General features: G+C 36.2%; 10 protein-coding genes. All 10 read left to right on the top strand.

The window, feature by feature from the left end:
• The first annotated feature begins 51 nt into the window (after nucleotides 1-51).
• The 10 genes from IGJ32_RS13045 to IGJ32_RS13000 all read left to right on the top strand — a co-directional run bounded on the left by IGJ32_RS13045 (nucleotide 52) and on the right by IGJ32_RS13000 (nucleotide 16483).
• Complete coding sequence (locus IGJ32_RS13045; protein ID WP_342081983.1) at nucleotides 52-528, top strand: hypothetical protein; 477 nt, start codon at nucleotides 52-54, stop codon at nucleotides 526-528.
• Between the two features lie 64 nt (nucleotides 529-592).
• Complete coding sequence (locus tag IGJ32_RS13040) at nucleotides 593-5158, top strand: hypothetical protein (protein WP_342081982.1); 4566 nt, start codon at nucleotides 593-595, stop codon at nucleotides 5156-5158.
• A 160-nt stretch (nucleotides 5159-5318) separates the two neighbouring features.
• Complete coding sequence (locus IGJ32_RS13035; RefSeq protein ID WP_370566299.1) at nucleotides 5319-7064, top strand: VirD4-like conjugal transfer protein, CD1115 family; 1746 nt, start codon at nucleotides 5319-5321, stop codon at nucleotides 7062-7064.
• 473 nt (nucleotides 7065-7537) lie between these two features.
• On the top strand, nucleotides 7538-7768 hold the full coding sequence (locus tag IGJ32_RS13030) for a hypothetical protein (protein WP_010720705.1): 231 nt from the start codon (nucleotides 7538-7540) through the stop codon (nucleotides 7766-7768).
• Nucleotides 7769-7792: 24 nt separating this feature from the next.
• Complete coding sequence (locus IGJ32_RS13025) at nucleotides 7793-8617, top strand: hypothetical protein (RefSeq protein WP_373169217.1); 825 nt, start codon at nucleotides 7793-7795, stop codon at nucleotides 8615-8617.
• 11 nt (nucleotides 8618-8628) lie between these two features.
• Nucleotides 8629-8991, top strand: coding sequence for a PrgI family protein (locus tag IGJ32_RS13020; RefSeq protein ID WP_010737216.1), 363 nt, complete (start codon nucleotides 8629-8631; stop codon nucleotides 8989-8991).
• Nucleotides 8988-11324, top strand: a complete 2337-nt coding sequence (locus tag IGJ32_RS13015; RefSeq protein ID WP_010737217.1) for a VirB4-like conjugal transfer ATPase, CD1110 family — start codon at nucleotides 8988-8990, stop codon at nucleotides 11322-11324. Before IGJ32_RS13020 ends, IGJ32_RS13015 begins: the two co-directional genes overlap by 4 nt.
• Before the next feature lie 32 nt (nucleotides 11325-11356).
• Nucleotides 11357-14410: a lysozyme family protein gene (locus IGJ32_RS13010; RefSeq protein ID WP_240190389.1), complete on the top strand. Its 3054-nt coding sequence runs from the start codon at nucleotides 11357-11359 to the stop codon at nucleotides 14408-14410.
• A 102-nt stretch (nucleotides 14411-14512) separates the two neighbouring features.
• On the top strand, nucleotides 14513-15397 hold the full coding sequence (locus IGJ32_RS13005; RefSeq protein WP_010737219.1) for a hypothetical protein: 885 nt from the start codon (nucleotides 14513-14515) through the stop codon (nucleotides 15395-15397).
• A gap of 33 nt (nucleotides 15398-15430) precedes the next feature.
• Nucleotides 15431-16483, top strand: a complete 1053-nt coding sequence (locus IGJ32_RS13000) for a hypothetical protein (RefSeq protein WP_342081981.1) — start codon at nucleotides 15431-15433, stop codon at nucleotides 16481-16483.
• The last annotated feature ends 51 nt before the right edge of the window (nucleotides 16484-16534 follow it).

Below are 16534 nucleotides of genomic sequence, written 5' to 3'. Positions count from 1 at the left end.
GTATGATTAAAATAAACAAAAAAATAAAAAAATTTAAAGGAGGAAAAAGTGATGGATTCTGAAGATCGTAGTATGTTGTTTCTTTTATGTTGTCTATTTGGGGGCTTGGGATTTTTGACTGTGAAATTATTAAAATTGACTTGGGAAGTAGCGAAGTGGACTGGGGATAAGCTTTGGATAGGAGTAAAATGGACTGGAGTTAACCTTCGAAAAGGATATAAAGTTCTTAAGAAAAAATGGAATAAACGGCAAGAAAGAAAGTTATTAGCCAAAGAAAAACCAGACCTAAACCAAGAAACAGATAAGGTCCCATTACTTAAAGATGAACAAGTTCCAGAATTACAACCAATTTGGTTAGTAGCGCAACAACAAAATTCTGTGGGTGTATCAGATAAACAAGTAGATGACAAAAAGAGTATGAAAGATGCCATTACGGGAGCAGTAAAAACCAGTATAGATACTAAAAATAGTCTAACAAATGGTTTCCAAATAAACAACGGTCGTAGTGAAATTGCACATCAGATTTAATAAATTGCGCTATTATGCAATTAGAATAGATCTAGTAGAATGATCCAAGAAGGATGGAGGAGGAATGAACTACTTGGTAAGAAAGAATATATTGGAGAACGAAACCGGTGAATGGCAAAATAAATCTAATTTAAAGTCAGAGTTTATCAAAGAAGCATCGTCGTTTTCTGTCAAAAAAGAAAATGTCTTTACTCTTTGTGAAAAGTCAATCCAAGAGAATCATGGAGAAAAGACTGCACTTTTAAAAGTGCAAGATATGTTAGATGACTTTAAATTTGAAGTACTTCGACGGATGGCTGGGGATCGTAAAGTGTTTGAATTACAAAGTGAAAAAACTGAGTATGAAGCAAGAATCGAACACGCCGAGGGAAAAATCAGTGGGGAGCAACTTCAACAAAAAATTAATGTATTAGAAAAGGAACAAGAAACGAAGATCGTAAAGCATGAAAGGGATAAGGCCACAATAGAAAAATTAGAAACAAAGGACGTTTTTTTATCTAATAATAGTCATGAAAGTAATGATTATCTTGGAGCCATCGTAATAGATGAAAAAACGAAGTACTTTGAGAATAAAGATCTGGCCGAAATATTAGCTAGTGAGATCAGTCAATCGAAACAAAAACTTACTGGGCTTAAGCAGCACAAACGAAACGAAGTAGCAGATTGTAACAAAAAATTAAATGAATTAAATAATGTTAGTCAGAAAAATCAAAAAATGATGCAAGAGATGTCAAATACGCCAAATACGCTAAATACGCCAAATGCGCCAAATGCGCTAGATAAGGTTAGAGGCCAAACAATAACAGATGCTGTGATTGTTGATAAAATTAAGAAGCTTGTTAAAGAATTCATGAGAACTGAGAATTTTGAAATAATAAAAACGGATACTTTGGAAGAGATGTATGCAAAAGCTACTGCAGTTGATATTACGAGGGAGGAAGTAGAAAACAGAAAGGACAAGGCGAAAAAAGTTCTCGTAGAGACAGGCACTATAAGGAGGAAAAAAAGACAGGATAGGGGGAGTGTATTAGAACAAAATCAAGACCAAATGAATGTATCAGAAAGGGTTGCAGCGTTTGAAAAGAATGGAGAGTCAAAACCCGACCAAACAGTATCAGTAAAAACACCTAATAAAAATGGAAGTAATCTATCAAAAGGAAACAAGCAGCAAACGAATAATTCTTTCAATCGATCAGAAGACGATTTGCGAGATCAAGTAAAACCTGAACCTGAACCTAAATCTATCAATCGCCTAAGTAATAGTAATCTATCAAAAGAGAACGAGCAGCAAACGAATCATTCTCTCGATGAACCAGAAGTCGGTTTGCGAAAGCAAGCTAAGCCTGAAATTCAAGCTACTAATAGTCTCCCAAATGGTGCATCAGAAAAGGATTCGGCAAATGCTAGACCTTACAGTGGCAATGTGCGAGGGCTAATCGATAAATTTAATAGCGAAAAAAAAGACTCTCACGAGCTTCAGAAAGGTCCTAGAATAACATTCGCTCAAGGACATAGCCAACAAGAAGTGTCTAACCCAAACGGAAATAAGCAGCAAACGAATAATTCTTTTAATCGATCAGAAGACGATTTACGAGAACAAGTAAAACCTGAACCTATCAATCACCTAAGTAATAGTAATCTATCAAAAGAGAACGAGCAGCAAACGAATCATTCTCTCGATGAATCAGAAGTTGGTTTGCGAAAACAAGCTAAGCCTGAAATTCAAGCTACTAATAGTCTCTCAAATGGTGCATCAGAAAAGGATTCGGCAAATAATAGACCTGTCAGTGGCGATGTGCAAAGTATAATCAATCAATTTAATAGCAACAAAGAAACCTCTCCCGAGCTCCAGAAAGGTCCTAGAATAACATTCGCTCAAGGACATAGCCAACAAGAAGTGTCTAACCCAAACGGAAATAAGCAGCAAACGAATAATTCTTTCAATCGATCAGAAGACGATTTGCGAGATCAAGCAAAACCTGATCCTGAATCTGAAACTAAATCTATCAATCGCCTAAGTAATGTATCAGAAATAGTTTCGACGTTTGAAAAGAATGGAGAGTCAAAACCCGACCAAACAGTATCAGTAAAAACACCTAATAAAAATGTAAGTAATCTACCACAAGGAAACAAGCAACAAACGAATAATTCTTTCAATCGATCAGAAGACGATTTGCGAAAGCAAGCTAAGCCTGAAATTCAAGCTACTAATAGTCTCGCAAATAGTGCATCAGAAAAGGATTCGGCAAATAATAGACCTGGCCCTGGCCATGTGAAAAATCTAATCCATAAATTTAATAATATAGAAGAAAAAGACTCCCTCGTGCTCCGGAAAGGTCCTAAAGCAAATTTTATTCATGGACTTAGCCAACAAGAGGAGCGTAGACCAAATAGAATAGCAAGATCTAGATCAGTTAGTCACACATTACATGAAGTACATAGAGAACAAACAGATAAAGGTCGCCGAAATAGTGCACCAGAACTCACTATGCCATCTGAATCTCCATTACGTTCAGAAGATCGAGAAACATCTTCACCCATGTATGATGACAGTCTTCATGAACGGCATTTAAAATTATCAGATTTTGAGTTAGATCCAGAGAAAAAACCATTTGATGATACACAATTTGACAAATTTCAAAGGTTTGAAAATGATATTCCATTGCGTTACATTGGAAAGTTACGGAATTTAACCAATTCAGAACGTGTACTATCATCATTATCTACAACTCAAGATTTAAAGAATCATGACAAGTTAGTTCGTAGAAATTCGGCTCCCGGAGTAATGACGGAACAGTCTATACCAAGTCACAGTTTTGACCAATTTGACCGAATTCTTATACCAAGAGTTAAATTGCGTTATGTTAATGGTAAAGTTAGTTTATCAAAGGAAATTACAAATCAAACTGCTGAACTCAATAAATTTCCAGAATTAAGCAGTTTTACAAACCAAGTTTTAACACCAGGAGATTCCTTAGACCAACCGTCTACACCCAATAGCGATTCAGAAATAAATAATCTTACAAATCAAGTTCCACTACCAAAGGATTCCACAGATTTACGTTCAGTATCAGAAGGTGACATAAACCAAACTTCTATGCCGGAAAACGTCAACAGTACATTAGATGAAATAGATAGTGTGAAAAAATCAGTTTCGGTTGAGGATCTAAAGTTAGCATACGTAGAAAGATTACGATCTCAGGTCGCGTTTGTCGAACAAAAGATAAAGCACGATGAAGAATTAAAAAAATATGGACCGTACAATAATTTTTTCCTTGATCAATCGAAGAAGTCTAAAGCAGCAAGATCTAAGATAGAAATCGATCTTACTAAAAATAAAACACTATGTGAAGGTTTAAAGACAATTCTTGGCGATGAAAAAAAATTAGCTGAATTTTTAGAAGAGATACAGCCAAAGGATCCTCAGGTGCTAGCTAAGGAACTCGAAAATGTTAAGCAAGATACGGCAGAATTGAAAGGAAAAGCCGAAGAGTTAAAAGAAATTACTTATAAAGATCTTAAAAAGAAATGGTATCAGGTGCTGACCCGCCCTTCATTTTATTTGTTTTTAGCAAGACAAGTACTGTGGGTTGCACCGATGGCGTTTTTTAGTGCGATGGCTGGCGCTCTTCCGCTAATGCCTACTGGCACACAAATATTACACGGATCCGCTGTAGTCAACTGGTTAAGAGGCGTGATTATTGGTAGTTATGTCGGTCAACGTTTAGTAAATGCCGTACCTAAAATCATTCCACGTACTTCCAAGAGAGTCCAGCGATTTGCTAAGGAAAGATTTCCTAAGACAGTGGCAGCGCTAGAAAAAGGATCAAAAACAATTGCTAGACCTTTTAAATCCATCGGAAAATCTGTGCGCTCGACAGCTAGAACAATTGGTCGACCTTTAAAACCAGTCGGTAAAGTAGTGGCTAGACCATATAAATTTGGTAAGGAAAAATTAAGTAATCTTAACGCTAAAACCTTTGTTCCAATCGGAAAGAAAATAAAAGAAACATTCGATATTGCCCATTCTGAAAAGCGTTCATCAGAAGAAAACCAAAATCTGAAAAAAGGGTTGGATGCTAACGGACAGCGGTTGCCGTTTGCTACTCGAGTAAAAAATGCGGCATTGATGACGACAACCAATTTCGCCAAACGTTTATGGAGAAATAAAGTGAAAACGTTAATTGGAGTCGCCCTATTTGTTGGGTTAGCTACTTTCGGCTTACCTTTACTGTTAACCGCAGCTCTTCCAGCGATTTCTGGTACACTTATTGCTTCAGTAGCAGCTATAGCAGTTCCTGCCCTTTTTACGTTGCTAGGTGTGTGGGTTGCTGATAAATACTTATTGAAACCCCTGCAAAATCGATTAGCTAATCGAGAAAATGCGAAGCGTGAACAGTTATTTACCGAACGCTCAGCTAAAGTGCAAGAACTAGGACAGCACCACTCTCTTACCCCTGATTTTAATACGCGAGTAGCACGAGTGGCTCAGATAGACAATGAAAAGCAAACAGCTGAAAAACAGAAAACGCAGACGAGCCAAAAAACGAAAGAACAAGAATTAAATCGGACGAGTATATCTTCCATTTCTACTTTGAATAAACAGACAGAAACTGACAAAGTAAGATAAAGGGATTCTGTTAGTAGAGTGCTGAATAATCCAACTAATGCAAAACAATCTAGTGGACGAGCATCAGTGAGCAGTAAAAATGATCACCAGCGCTCGGAGGGCTACGGACGTTAGTGATAATATCACATAAACGCTATATTCAAATTAAGTAACGAAAGGGATGAACAACCACTTGAAAAAGTCTCAATATGTTTTATGGGTAGTCCACGTAGTTGTGGTGAGTACATTAATGTATATAGGGAATCGTACATTTTTTTTATTTACGATTGATCAAAATACAACCGTAACATTTGTGGAAAAAATAGCTAGATCTTTTCTTCACGCAGTTGATGAAATAGCTAGTTTTTCCTTCCAATTCTCATTTAACGTAAAGTCATTACTGGGAGGGCTCGCTTTTGTTCTTTCTTATGGATTACTAGTATTATACAAAACGTTTGATGAAAAAAAAGTACGCCCAAATGAAGAATATGGAAGTGCAAAATGGGGGAAATTTCGAGATATCAAACCATTTTTGGCGAAGAAAAAGAGTTTTAATATCATATTGACTAAAACAGAGAGTTTATCCCTGTCAGGACGAATGAAAATTACTGGTAAAGATAATTTTAACCGTAACAAAAATGTCGTTGTGGTTGGAGGAGCCGGTAGTGGTAAGACGCGATTTTATGTAAAACCGAATCTGATGCAAATGCATTCTTCCTATGTAGTCAGTGATTCCAAAGGATTGTTATTGATGGAAACAGGAAAAATGTTTGAGGAAGCGGGTTACAATATCAAAGTCTTTGATTTGATCAATCGGCGTGACACCCATCACTACAATCCATTTAAATACATAAGAACGGAAGACGATATTCTAAAAATCGTAAATAATTTGATTAAAAACACTTCAAACCCTGATAAAAAAGGTGGCGATGATTTCTGGGAAAAGGCAGAGACTGCTTTATTAATGGCGATTTTTAGCTATTTGATCCAAGAAGTCGTTGAAGAAGATCGCACATTAGGAAATGTGATTGAATTGGTACGTCTAGCAGATATTGACGAAAATGTTCCTGGATTCGTCAGTCCTTTAGACGTGCTGTTCAATGAGTTAGAAGAGAAAGATCCAACAAACTTCGCGGTTGCGCAATATAAAATTTTCAAACTATCAGGGGATAAGACGACCAAGAGTATTTTAGTTAGTTTAGGGGTAAGATTGTCTCCGTTTGATATTCCTAGTATCAAAGACTTGGTCTCTAAAGATACATTAGAATTGGACACCATTGGGGATCGGAAAACGATTTTGTACATCTTACTGCCAGATACAGATACCAGTTTTAACTTCTTAGCCAGTATGATGTACCAACAGCTCTTTGATATGCTGGTCTACAAAGCAGATAATATTTATAAAGGACGCTTACCATGTCATGTTCGCTGTATTCTAGATGAATTTGCCAATATTGGTCAAATTCCGGATTTTGAGAAAGTTATTTCGGTTATTCGAAGTCGAGAAATCTCAACAAATGTGATCTTACAAAATATTAGTCAGTTAAAAACGTTGTATAAAGACACTTGGGAAACCATTATTGGTACGAGTGACGTCTTTTTATATTTAGGTGGGATGGAACAAAGTACGCATGAATATATTTCTAAACTTTTAGGTAAAGAAACGATCGAACAAAGAAATATCAGTGTCACTAAAGGCTCAAATGGATCATTCAATGAAAGTTTCCAAAAGTTGGGGCGTAATTTGATGGACCCCGATGAAGTAGCCAGTTTGAAAGGGCAACAATGTATTTTAAAAATACGTGGAGCAAATCCTTTCCTGTCTGAAAAATATGACATTGTCAAACATAAAAACTATAAAAAATTAGGGGATGTGACAGACTCATATATGTATGAACGTAATCTCTCTACACCTTCCACTACGTAACATACATATGTAATTATCAGGAATTTAATCCTTGTCAATGATGCTGAGTGAAACTAGTAGAAGATGATATAAGGACTGTCTGGCACTCGGAAATCATGGGAAATCCAAAATTGACTTCTTGTTATTTTGAGCATTTTTGATTTTTCGACTTATTTTCAGGAATCAATTCTTAAGCGCTGTGCATTTATTTGAAAAAAATGGATAGATGTTCCAAGTTTTGTAGATGAATCAATCTATTGTGTCCAAAATAACGAATTTTAAAATTTTTTAGAGTAACTATTCTTCTCAGCTAGTCTGCTTTTTGATAAGGACCTCTTACATATATTGACTAAATTAGTCAATTATAAAATTTGAGAGAGGGAGTTTCTAAAATTTCTCAACTTAGAAATAACTGGCAAACATCGGTTGAAAAATTACCATATACTAAAAGTAGTAACAAATAATAAATAACTCAAAAAAGGGGAAATGTTTAAATGAAAGATGCAGCTTTATTAGAAAAAGTTTTTAGTTTAGTATCAAACTTCACTTTAGTAGGTGGAGGTCTTTGGCTAATTTGGGGAACGGTCATTTTAGCTGGTGCATTAAAAGATAAAAATGGTCCGCAATTACAGCAAGGAATTTGGCAAATTGTCGGTGGTGGATTGATTTTAGTTGCTGCAGGCTGGTTCGCAACTCAATTTGATTTCTCTTCACTTTTACAATAATACACTGAAAGCAGGATTTAATTTATGACATCAGCGATAATGTGGCTCTTTAATCAAATCATGTTTTATTTGAATGGAGATGATTTAAAATACACTCTGAGTAAGAATCTATCAGGATACATGTATGATGCATATAAATTAGTAGTAGATTTACAGGAACTAGTTGTTATTCCGCTTTCATTGTCTATTTTAGCCATCTTTATTCTTTTGGAATTTCAAAAAATTTCACTTAAGGTTGAGGGAGCTGGAGGAGCACCAATGCTTGGGTTTGAAATGATCATCAAATCATTTATTAAATTTGCGATTTGTTATGTGGTTATTTTAAAAATCCAAGTTTTGTTAGACGGAATCATAGTGATTACTTCTAATTTAACGTATAAAATTTTACAAGTAGGTGACGAAAAAACTGTAGCGAATGTAGCAGCAAGAGTAGAACAGGCGGTAAATGATCTAGATTTCTGGTCACAAATCGCTGTGCTATTAATTATGTTCATTCTATTTTTAGTGTCACTTGTTGTACGGACGTTGATTCAGGTAACGATTTATTTACGATTTATGGAGCTTTATATTTTTAGCGCGATGGCACCAATTCCGATGGGGGCTCTGCCAAGCCAAGAATTTTCTGCTATGACCAAAGGCTTCTTTAAAAATTTTGCCGCCACGGGGTTGCAGTCAACCTTTATCGCCCTGGTTTTAGTTACATATCCAATGCTATTCATGAGAATAATGGAAGACGTTGGCACCAATATGTTTGGGATTATTTTAGGATTAACGATCTATATGATTGGAATCTTACTAGCCATCAATAAAACTAAAGGATGGGCCAAAACACTAATATCTGCATCATAAGGAGGGGAGATATGGCAATAGAAGTAAAAGTTCCAAAAGATATCAAAGAATACAAAGAAAAAGTAATAGCAGGAATGAATCTAAAACAATTATTGTGTCTTTGTATTGCTGGCGGGGTAAATGTCGCGATCGCACTGATATTCATTGCATGGTTAAAAATGCCAATCGAAATCATCAGTTGGTTGATGATCATTGCCTCTATTCCAATCGTGTCTTTTGGATGGTTCAAACGAAATGGCTTATCATTTGAAGTTTATGTTAAGCAATTTTTTAAATACCATATTTCGACAGGAACTAGAAAAAAGAAACGAAAAAAGAATGATGGTCAGCAAGACATGTCAGAAAGTAAAGAATTAGGCGGACAAGAACGATGATGAAATTAAAGTCAAAAATAAAGAATAATCATAAAAATTTAAAGAAGACTTCTAAAAATATAAAGAAACAACAGAAAAAAAATCCACAAGATGTGGATTTTTTGCGCGATACTTTTTACTTTAAATCAATTTTTCCCAGCGGTGTTTGTCAACTGGATGATAATACGTACTCCATCACAGTCGAATTAGAAGATATCAACTATCAGCTTTCATCAGAAGAGAATCAGATTGAGATTTTCTCGCAATATTGTGATTTCCTTAATTCTTTAAGTAGTAAAACCCAGCTACAGTTAACTGTCTACAAAAAGAAACGACCGTTGAGTGAATTGCAATCAATTCTCTACTACCAAGAAAAGAATGATTTTTTAGACCCTTATCGCGTAGAAATGAATGATGTTATTTCCAGAAAACTGGATGAAGAAAAAAATGGCTATAAGAAACGGATTTTGTTTACCTTCATCCAGCAACATCAAACAGAAAAACTTGCTCATAAAGAGCTGGAAATGGTTGTAGATCGCTTTGCAATGTTTGCGAGTCGATTAGGTAGTAGGATCAACCGTCTTGAGAAAAAACAGATGTTGACAATTTTGTCTGATATTTTATTAACAAAAAGCGATAAGGAAGAACCAGAAATTGAGGATATCCTACCAGAAGTGATTGAACTGAAACAAAACAAAAACTACTTGAAAATGGATGATCATTATGCCAAAACCGTTTATTTGCAAGAATATCCATCGGAACTAGCAGATACTTTTATTTTTGAACTGTTAGAAATCCCTCAAGAGTTGGTGATTACATTACATATCAAGCCACTTGAGCAAGATGAAGCATTTGACTTAGTGAAGACCAAATTAGCTTTTATGGAACAACAAAAAGTGGATGAACAGAAAAAAGCCCTACAAAACGGCTACGATTTTGAAATGCTTTCCTATGATTTGACTTATTCGCTAACAGAAGCGAAAAATTTAGTTGATGATTTACAGAACAAGGGTCAGAAGCTTTATTCGATGACTGGAAGTATCCATTTCCATGCCCCAACAGTTGAAAAATTAACAGAAGTACATGACGAGGTATCTTCTATTGGTCGACAATTTGGATTTAAGATCATCGAGTTAGAATTTATGCAAGAGGCTGGGCTGAACGCAACCTTACCTTTAGGAAATAATATATTGCCATTGGATCGAACACTAACGACTGCCAGCACTGCGATATTTGTGCCGTTTACTATTTCAGATCTAATTCAAGAAAATGGGAAATATTATGGCGTAAATGCTATTTCAAAGAATATTTTATCTCTTGACCGGAAATTATTAAAAGCACCCAATGGATTTGTTCTAGGAACTCCTGGTTCTGGTAAAAGTTTCTCGGTGAAGCGTGAGATCGTAAATGTACTATTGCGTGATGCCGAAGATGAAGTCATCATTATTGATCCTGAACGTGAGTATTCCGTTATCGGTAAAAATTTCAATGGTGAGATTATCAAGATCGCTAGTGATTCCGCTACCACGATCAATCCAATGGATATCAACGAAAACTATGGAGATGACAGTGACCCGGTTGTTTTAAAGTCGGAGTTTTTGATTTCATTGTTCGACTTGATCATTGGCGGCGCATTGGGGCTAACCTCTACCCAGAAAACGTTGATCGACCGTGTATGTCGTCGAACGTATGAAACGGTTAGCGATCGGATGCCAACTTTTGTAGATTTCTACCACATCTTACAAGAGCAAGAGGAAGAAGAAGCGCACCAATTGAGGACGGACTTGGAAATTTATATCGAAGGAAGTTTGTCAGTATTCTCCTCTGAAACAAATGTCGATATTACCAAACGGCTCGTTGTTTATGATATCAAAGATTTAGGGAAACAGCTCAAAACAATGGGGATGTTGATCGTGTTGGACCAAGTCTGGAATCGGATCACTACCAACCGGGAAAGAGGCGTTCGGACCTGGTTGTATATCGACGAAATGCAATTACTGTTTACAAATGAGTATTCTGAAAATTATTTCTTTGAATTATGGAGTCGTGCCAGAAAGTGGGGGGCAATTCCAACTGGGATTACACAGAATGTGGAGACACTTTTACTTTCGGACCTTGCGCGGCGGATGCTTTCAAATAGTGATTTCGTCATGATGCTCAATCAAGCAAAATCTGACCGTTCACAATTAGTCCGGTTATTTGATATCTCAGAAGAACAAGAAAAATTTGTTGTGAATTCACCAGAAGGTTATGGACTGATGGTATTTGGCGATACAACTTTACCTTTTTATGATCATTTTCCGAAAGATACGCAGTTGTATAAGATGATGTCAACCAAACCTGGTGAAGACTAAAACGAAAATGGAATCAGAAAGGATACGTCACAGTGCCCGATTTGAATGAACCCAATAACGAACAGCAGGAATCACAAAATAGTATTATCAGCACAGGATTAGAAAAAACCAAAGGTCTCATCAAAGACCAAAAAAAAAGTTCAGAACTAACAAAAGCGATCCTTAAAAACAATCAGACAATTAAAGTAACGATAATCGTTCATAAAAATGATAAACTACCAATCATTAAAAAAAAATCTCGTTTAAAAAGAGTCATTAAACAAGGGAAACAAAAGATTAAACTGACTAAGAAACAAATTTCAAAAATAAAACGAGACGTTGAAGAATTTGGAAATAAAACCGTCGTATTAGCTAAAAATAGGTTCCGTAAAGTTTTAGGCCTAAAACGCAAAAATGATCAAAAAAAAGTGCGACAGGAATTACGTGCTGATTCAAAAAGTCAGAATAATATCCTGGGAACAAAACAGTCGACAGATCAACCAAAAGTGAATGTGCAAAAGAAACAGCTAAAAAAAGAACAGTTAAAAAAAGTAGCAGAAGAAACAAAAAAAGGCAATTTGGTTGCTCGTTCTTCTAAGGATAGTACCCCTTACAGCTACACTGCTTACAAAGATCAAAAAGGATTTGCACCTCAAGATTCAGTGAAATCCACCAAAAAAAAATGGTACAATATTTTTGGTAAGGGTAAAAACACGGAAGTTGTCTATGTAAATCCTACAAAAGGCGTTGGTAAAAAGGGTGGTTTCTTCAAGAATTTTCTAGGTAAAGCAAAATCAGCGCCAAAATTTTTAGATATGGCTCAAAAGCTGTCACCAAAAGGGCAAGCAAAAGAAGCGGCTATGAAAATGCTTGGTGGGCGAGATGAAAAGGGCGATCTAACGATTATCGGGATCCTCATTACGCTGATTTTTTTAGTGATTACAATCAAGGCGCTATTGATCATCGCGATAGTTATCGTTATACTGGCGATCATTCTCGTGGTAATCTCGGTTGTTTTAGCGATTTGGACTTTTATTGTCGCCTTGTTCACATTGAAAACAGAAGATATGGCGATCGCTGAAGCATTTGAGTATATTTCCTATTTGGATGCCTCTAAAAATAGAGATGTTTATAATCGTTACAATCAATTAGTTGAAGAACATGATGAAGTTTATTTTGAAGTGAATGGAATGGTTGCCGATCCGGAACAATTTTCGTTTGCTTCAAATGGGGATAACTATATCTATTACTTAAATGCCAAATATGAAAATTATAATATTAAAAATAGTGCGCTTCCTAATTATCTGAAACGACTAAAAGACCAAACATCCATGAGTCCTCCATTATATATGTCTTTTTATGCCCAGTTTAAAGATAAGTATTCGCCAATGGAGGAAGAGCCAGTTAAGATTGCAAAAGTAGAAGATGAACTTCGCGCAATCCATGATGGCACTTTTACATACAAAGTCGAATTTGAAGAAGAAAAAGATAAAGAAGAAAAAGATAAAGACAAAGAAGAAGAAGATAAAGAAGAAAAAGACAAAGACAGCGTCACGCTGAATGTCAAAGTACAAACGATTGCTGAATTTCTTGATTTAGATCCTCAAATCGAACTCTATTCAAACAATAAAGTGATAGGAACGATCTCAGCATTCTCACAAGATGAAATCGATAAATATTATCCTGTGTTAGAAATCGATCGTTTTCAGGATAAGATTTTTATGGATAATCCTTTAGGGAAAGTTTCGTATGCTTCTGTTATTGGTAATTATGGTTATCGCGGTCGGGACGATGCCAATATGAATGATGAAATAATCATTGATGCGAAACCACAAACGCCTGTCTATGCCACATCAAACGAGAAGGTAACAGAGATCAGTACGCGTACGGCTCGAGATCTAAATGGGAAAAAGCAAACGACAACAAGTATCAAAACGGAAACAGGGAAATACCAAGCTTATTATATTAATGTGACGCCGATCATACGTGAAGGAGCTTCTTTAGAAAGCGGAGATTTGATTGGTTACACAAGTGACAAATTTGACGGTAATTTATTGATGATCATGAAAGAAAAACGAATCTTCCTCTACCGCAATCCAGAAATCAATCCGACAATTTTTATTGAAAATTTGGTTTATGGAAATCGTACGAAATTAAGTCAGTATGATCGAGAACAATCGCAAGGTGAGCTTATTTATCCACCTGAAAAAGTGGTTCAATGGCGAGAAAAAGTAGTAACAGAAGCAAAAAAACAGAACATTGAATCATTTACCAATGTCATACTATCCATAATCTGGGTAGAAAGTGGTGGGGATGGTGAAACCGTTCCGGATATTATGGGAATTGCGAAAGCACAAAATTTGAATCAAACGATCAACCCAGAAAAGTCAATTGAATTAGGTGTAGCTTATTTTGCAAATTTAATAAGAAAAGCACAAATGTATCAATTAGGTAACTTAGCAGCGATCCAAGCTTACAATTATGGGGAAGACTATTTGGACGAGTTGATCCGTACAGATAGTAAATATACATTTGAGCATAGCAAAGCTTATGCGCAAGAAAGAAGTAATGGGGAAGTTGTTTCTTATAATAAGGGCGTGGCTTTAGATCTTGGCTATAACTGGCGTTACGCATTTGGTGATATGTTCTATGCACGCTTAATTTCTTACAACCTCTCAAACTCTACTGGCAAGTTGGTAGAGGTGGCAACTAAAGAAATCGGTACGTTAAATGGCAATAAATATTGGGAGTGGGCTGGCTATGAGAGCCGAATGGAATGGTCTGCGATCTTTGTTACTTGGGTAGCAGAACAAGCAGGATATCTCAGTCAAGGTCGTGTACCGAATACTGTAAGACCGTTAGATATGTTCAATTGGTACAAAAAGAATAATAAATTCAAAGCCACTGATATAGGCTATATCCCGCAACCAGGGGATTTGATTTTCTTTGATTGGAAAGGTAATAAAACGGGGAAAGACCAAGTGGGGATCGTCGAATTTACAGGTGGAAATACGATTCAAGTAATTGAAGGTAATTCAGAAAATATGGTTCGAAGAAGAACCTATACACTCGATCATTCAGCAATCTCTGGATATGGGGTGCCTTAATCTTTCGACTAGCTAGTTAATGATTCATTAGTCAATTCGTGAAAAGTAAAGGTGGTGAGTAATTCCTAAAAATAACGAAAATCTTTATTTTTAGGAAAAAATATGATCAAAAATTTTTTAGAAACCAAAACAGGTAGAAATTTTTTAATAGGGGTAACAGTTTTTTTCGTTGTGGTCTTGGGTTTGACAAGCTATTCATTGTTCTCAAACACAGCCAATCGGGAAGAGACGACTAAAAAAGGTCAGACAGAAGAAACAGCGGAAAGTAAGGAACGATTAGGAGAATACAGTGCCACTACTTATAGTGGTAAATGGTACTCCAATCGAAGTGACGAAATGGTACTAGAATTAAAAACCGACGGGACCTATCGTGCTTCTTCTTGGCTAGCAGCTGGTAAATATTACTTAGTCGATAACGGGTATTTAGTGCTAGAAGATAAAGAAGGAACCATGAAAAAACTCAAATTACAATCACGTATGGGAAGTACAATCTTTTATTTAAAAGAAGATAAAGAAGAAATCTACTTCTATCCAAATGAAGAAGTTAAAGTCAAAATGGAAGAAGAAATCACCGAACAAGCAGAAGCAGCCCAACAAGTGATTTCACAAGCTTGGTTAGACGTCTTACAACAAGGCGCATGGGAAAATACGAATACCGATCGAACATTTACATTAGAATTTAAAGACGGTAAGTTAATCCAGAAAAAAATCGAAGAAGACAAAACGGTCAATGAGCTCACTTATGATTATCGTGTTGTCACCGTCAACCCAGATCAAGACGGTGCAGTATTTGTCATCACGAAAATCGACGATAACGGTAGAAAAGAAGAAGTTTCTTTCTCTATTGGAGAAAAAGGCTCGAAATATGCCCTAAGAGGTGACCCTGGTTCATTTAATTGGATTACGATATACGAGAAAGAATACGAAGCGGTATCTCCCACTCAAGATGGGACCACACGTGAAGAAGCAACGAAAAAGAATGTCTGATTCAGATGAAAAATAAGAAGGAGGTGAAAATATATGATGGAACCGGGAACGGAAAGAGAACTAGATTATACCGAAAGACTCTTTAAAAAGATGCCAGGATGGGCTGTTACTGCGACACTTTTTATTGGAAGAATGCTAATACGCGCAGGTCGAGCTGGGAAAAAATTATGGAATAAACGGAAAGAGAATCAACAACGAGCTTTTCTTACTCAACTATGTGAAGGAAAAAACGGTAGTGAAATAGAAAAAATAATAAAAGCAGATCCTAAACTAGCTAAATTAATCGAACCGAAAAAGAGAGGGTTGATTGGGCGAATAATTGATAAAGTGAGAGGTATTACGCCAGAAGCTAGGCAAAATAAATGGAAAGATAAACTACTTCAACAACCACTTCATAAATTTGATAAGAACCTATTAAAACCACTCATGAATGAGAATGAGGTCATTCGCGATAAAGTCCTAAGTGAGAACAGATTCTTGGGTTCGATTGATCCAAATGCAAGAAAAGTTTATCAAGCCACTCTAAAAGATACAACTAATCAGAGAGCTTTCGTTACGCAACTATGTGCAGGGAATCCAGCGGTAGTAGAGGCACTAAAAAACCAAAACTCTCCATTACTTAAATTAAACGGTCCGAAAAAAAGAGGCTGGGTTGGGCGAATGATTGATAAAGCGAGAGGTATTACGCCAGAAGCTAGGCAAAGAGAATTGCTCCAACGACCACTAAAAACATTTAATAAGTTAGCATTAGAAGACCTCATAACTAGAGATACTACTAAGGTAATTGAAGATCGAGTCAATAGTCATATCAAATTCAAGAGTTCGATTGATCCAGTTTCAAGAGTAGAGTATAAAAATCATTTAATAGATGCAAAGATACAGGCTCAAAATGCTAAAAAGGGAGTGAACGCACTTGACGTCGGTAATACCATGTCTCGTAAAGGAGAACTAAGTAAGCTTACAGATCTTACGAAACATGCAATACCAAAGGCTGCAAGACTAACTGCAGAAAACCAACGAACAATCGGCGGCAATACACTAACGAAAGGTTTACAGGGACAGCTTTTGCAAGCACCTGTAAGGTAAAAGATTAGCATTCTAAGATAACTTAAAATTAACCCATGAAGTCACAGCTTT

The sequence above is a fragment of the Enterococcus sp. DIV1639a genome (genome assembly GCF_050530445.1).
Taxonomy (GTDB): Bacteria; Bacillota; Bacilli; order Lactobacillales; family Enterococcaceae; genus Enterococcus_B; species Enterococcus_B hirae.
This window is presented reverse-complemented; position numbering and strand designations above follow the sequence as displayed.

Excerpts from the sequence above, each read along its gene's own strand:
- IGJ32_RS13000 (WP_342081981.1), top strand. The coding sequence starts at position 15,431 with ATGATGGAACCGGGAACGGAAAGAGAACTAGATTATACCGAAAGACTC.
- IGJ32_RS13030 (WP_010720705.1), top strand. The coding sequence starts at position 7,538 with ATGAAAGATGCAGCTTTATTAGAAAAAGTTTTTAGTTTAGTATCAAAC.
- IGJ32_RS13025 (WP_373169217.1), top strand. The coding sequence starts at position 7,793 with ATGACATCAGCGATAATGTGGCTCTTTAATCAAATCATGTTTTATTTG.
- IGJ32_RS13045 (WP_342081983.1), top strand. The coding sequence starts at position 52 with ATGGATTCTGAAGATCGTAGTATGTTGTTTCTTTTATGTTGTCTATTT.
- IGJ32_RS13005 (WP_010737219.1), top strand. The coding sequence starts at position 14,513 with ATGATCAAAAATTTTTTAGAAACCAAAACAGGTAGAAATTTTTTAATA.
- IGJ32_RS13015 (WP_010737217.1), top strand. The coding sequence starts at position 8,988 with ATGATGAAATTAAAGTCAAAAATAAAGAATAATCATAAAAATTTAAAG.
- IGJ32_RS13040 (WP_342081982.1), top strand. The coding sequence starts at position 593 with ATGAACTACTTGGTAAGAAAGAATATATTGGAGAACGAAACCGGTGAA.
- IGJ32_RS13035 (WP_370566299.1), top strand. The coding sequence starts at position 5,319 with ATGAACAACCACTTGAAAAAGTCTCAATATGTTTTATGGGTAGTCCAC.
- IGJ32_RS13020 (WP_010737216.1), top strand. The coding sequence starts at position 8,629 with ATGGCAATAGAAGTAAAAGTTCCAAAAGATATCAAAGAATACAAAGAA.